This is a genomic window from Stieleria sp. (assembly GCF_041595215.1).
Taxonomy (GTDB): domain Bacteria; phylum Planctomycetota; class Planctomycetia; order Pirellulales; family Pirellulaceae; genus Stieleria; species Stieleria magnilauensis.
The window spans coordinates 1-3,048 of sequence record NZ_JBFHKV010001032.1 but is presented as its reverse complement, the minus strand read 5'-3'; the positions used below and the strand labels follow the sequence as shown (position 1 = coordinate 3,048).

The window sequence follows — 3,048 nt, the reverse complement described above, 5'->3', positions numbered from 1 at the left end:
CACGCCGTCGATGTCCGGCCACAAGTCCGAGGCTTCGCGACGGGTCAGTGCCCGCGCCGCAGCTAACCGATTGAGCGCAGCCGCCAATGAAAAATTGTCGCCCAGCGCGGCGTCGATCTGATGGTTCAGCCCGGGGTCGTCAAACGTCGTCCACCAGCGATCGGGCGTCACCGCCGTTCCGCTGGCCGAGAAGGGCGGCGGAGACTCGGTCCGGAAGGTGCCCGCAACGTCCGGCCCGGCGCAGCCGGCAACCACCAAGAGCATCAAGGCGGCGAGCCACCGAGTTGATCGGGCGCGGACGGTCGAGAGAGAAATCATGGCCCTAGATCTAGAATCCGCGGCGGTGTGCCGACAAGACCAATCGCGGCCAACGCTACAATGAACCCATGGAACACGCATCCCCAAACCCCGCACGATCGTCGGCCCGCCCGGGGGCGTTTCTGACGACCCGATGGAGCTTGATTCAGGCCGCCGCACGCGGGGGCAATCCCCTGGCGGAAGACGGCAATCGACGTGGTGATGGGTATGCGTCCTCGATCGACGCTGCGGAAAACCGCTGCACCCGCGACCCAGTCGAAGGACGGTCGTGTCGTCTGCAGCAACAGCAGGCCCTGAGTGAGCTTTGCCAAGCGTATTGGCAACCGCTGTATCTGTTCGCGCGACGCCGGGTCGGAAACGTCTCCGACGCCCAAGATCTCACACAGTCATTTTTCGCCGAACTGTTGGAAAAAGATCTGATGGAGGTCGCGGCACCGCAGCGAGGACGGTTTCGGGCGTTCTTGCTGACGGCTTTTAAGAATTTTATCAGCAAACAACGAGAGAAAGCCGAAGCGAAAAAGCGAGGAGGACGGCATTCGATCCTTTCACTCGATTTCGAAGGGGCTGACGGAATGTTTCGGATCGATCCGGCTACCTCCGCGACGCCCGATCAGCAATACGATCGGCAGTGGGCGATCCATCTGATCGGCCACGTGATGCAGCAACTGGAATCGGAATTCGAGGGCGGACCGCACCTGTTTGCCGATTTAAAAGCGTTCCTATTGGCCGACAGCGATCGAACCCGTTACGCGGAAATGGCGCACGTCCATGGCAAATCGGTCGGCGGACTAAAAATGATGACGCACCGGTTGCGGTCGAGATACCGTGAATTGCTGCGGGCAGCCATCGCCGACACGGTGGCCGCGGAGGAGGAGATTGACGACGAAATCCGGTGGCTATTTGCCGCGTTAGAGGGAACGAAAAAAGGCTAAGTTTTTCTGGCGTTTCCGCGTGACCTGTTCGAGCCGTTTCGGTAGTCAGTGTTAGAGACAACTCCCATCGTCCTTCCGCGTCCTGGTCCGGACAATGAATGCATCCATCAATTGCCCTCGCTGCGGTGCCCCCCTGACCGGTGACTCTCGATCAGGTTTGTGCGCGGCCTGCTTGATGCGTCAAGGCTTGAAGACGACCGCGGCCGAGGGCCAGGTTTCGACGAGCCCCCTGACAGCCGGAGACATGCTTGGGCGCTACCGCATCGTCCGCCTGTTGGGCAGTGGCGGGATGGGCTGCGTCTATGCGGCCGAAGAATCTGACAGTGGACGTGTGGTCGCACTGAAGGTTCTCAATCACCGGTTGCAGTCACCCCGCCATCGATCGCGGTTTCTTCGAGAAGGCCGACTCGCAGCATCGCTCAATCACCCCAACAGCGTTTACGTCTTCGGCACCGAAGAAATTGACGGAGTCCCCGTCATCGCGATGGAGCTGGTCGACGGGGGAACGCTCGCCGACCGCATCGAAGCACACGGTGTGCCGAGGGTGGGCGAGTGCGTCGATTTGATCCTGCAAATTCTCGACGGATTGGAAGCCGCGTCAGAGGTGGGCGTGCTGCACCGTGACGTCAAACCGGCAAACTGTTTTCTGACGTCCGATGGAACCGTCAAAGTTGGCGATTTCGGGCTCTCGATATCGAGCGAGTTGCGAACCGAGATGGACTTGACACAAAGTGGTGTGATTCTCGGTACGCCACTGTTTGCATCGCCGGAACAATTGCGTGGCGATGAACTGGATGTGCGATCGGATCTCTACAGTGTGGGGGTCACGCTTTTTAATCTATTGACGGGACGCCTTCCGTTTCAGGCGGACCAAATGGTCAGGCTGTTGGCGATCGTCTTGGAGCAACCGGCTCCGGCGCCGAGCTCGCTGCGCGATGACATACCAAAAGGGTTGGACCGGATCGTCTGCAAGTGCCTGGAGAAAAAACCAGAGGATCGCTACTCCAGTTACCAGCAAATACGCGAGGACTTGCTGCCGTATCGGTCGGAGGCTTGTGCTGCGGCAACGGTGGGATTTCGGATGGTCGCCAATGTGGTCGATACGATTCTCGTGATCACGTTATTGGCAATGATTTCGGGCCTGTGGTTTGATGAATCTGGCCGTTGGTACCAAACGGTTGAGGCGATATTCTCTGGCTTTGGCCCTTACGAAAATATCTCGGACCGCTGGGTGTCTTTTTTCACCTTTGTGGCGATGATCGGGTACTTCACGGTACTGGAAGGACTCTGGGGGACCTCGATCGGCAAACAATTGTTTCGCTTGCGTGTGGTCGGGACCAATCAAGATGCTCCGGGAATCGCTCGCGCATTTGTTCGTTCACTGACGTTCTTTTTCTTCCTCTCCGCTCCGTGGTGGGCGTTGTACGCGATCGACGCTGATTTCGCCATTCGAAGTTTCGAGGGCGAAGACGTCCGTTTTGCAGAGGCATTGGCCGGATGGGTTTGCAGCTTTACATTTGTGCTCTCGTTCGTCACCATGCGACATCGAAACGGATACGCCGCAGTTCATGGACTGGTCAGCGGCACCCGCGTCATCCAGGTTCCGGCGGTACAGGCACGACCACACCTGTTCGCTCACACGCCTTCAGGACACGGAACCGCTCTTGACCCGAACTCGCCTGAAGAACCCCAGACGATCCTGGGACCCTACCACATTCTGAAGACGATTGAATCGCGGCCGGATCGCGACTTGATGTTGGGTTACGATCCGCGCCTGTTGCGACGGGTGTGGATCGTT

At 58.8% G+C, this 3,048-nt stretch carries 2 protein-coding genes and 1 pseudogene; 2 read left to right on the top strand and 1 reads right to left on the bottom strand.

Translation table 11 applies throughout. From position 1 onward, the window contains the following. Nucleotides 1–318: pseudogene (locus tag ABX749_RS27665) on the bottom strand (TolC family protein); the annotation flags it as partial. 68 nt (nt 319–386) lie between these two features. Here ABX749_RS27665 and ABX749_RS27660 point away from each other — a divergent pair. Next, nucleotides 387–1,250 carry an RNA polymerase sigma factor gene (locus ABX749_RS27660; protein WP_372898874.1) on the top strand — a complete coding sequence of 288 codons (864 nt, stop codon included), beginning with the start codon at nt 387–389 and terminating at the stop codon, nt 1,248–1,250. A 175-nt stretch (nt 1,251–1,425) separates the two neighbouring features. Further along, on the top strand, nt 1,426–3,048 hold a 1,623-nt coding region (locus ABX749_RS27655), incomplete at its 3' end, for a protein kinase (protein ID WP_372898873.1).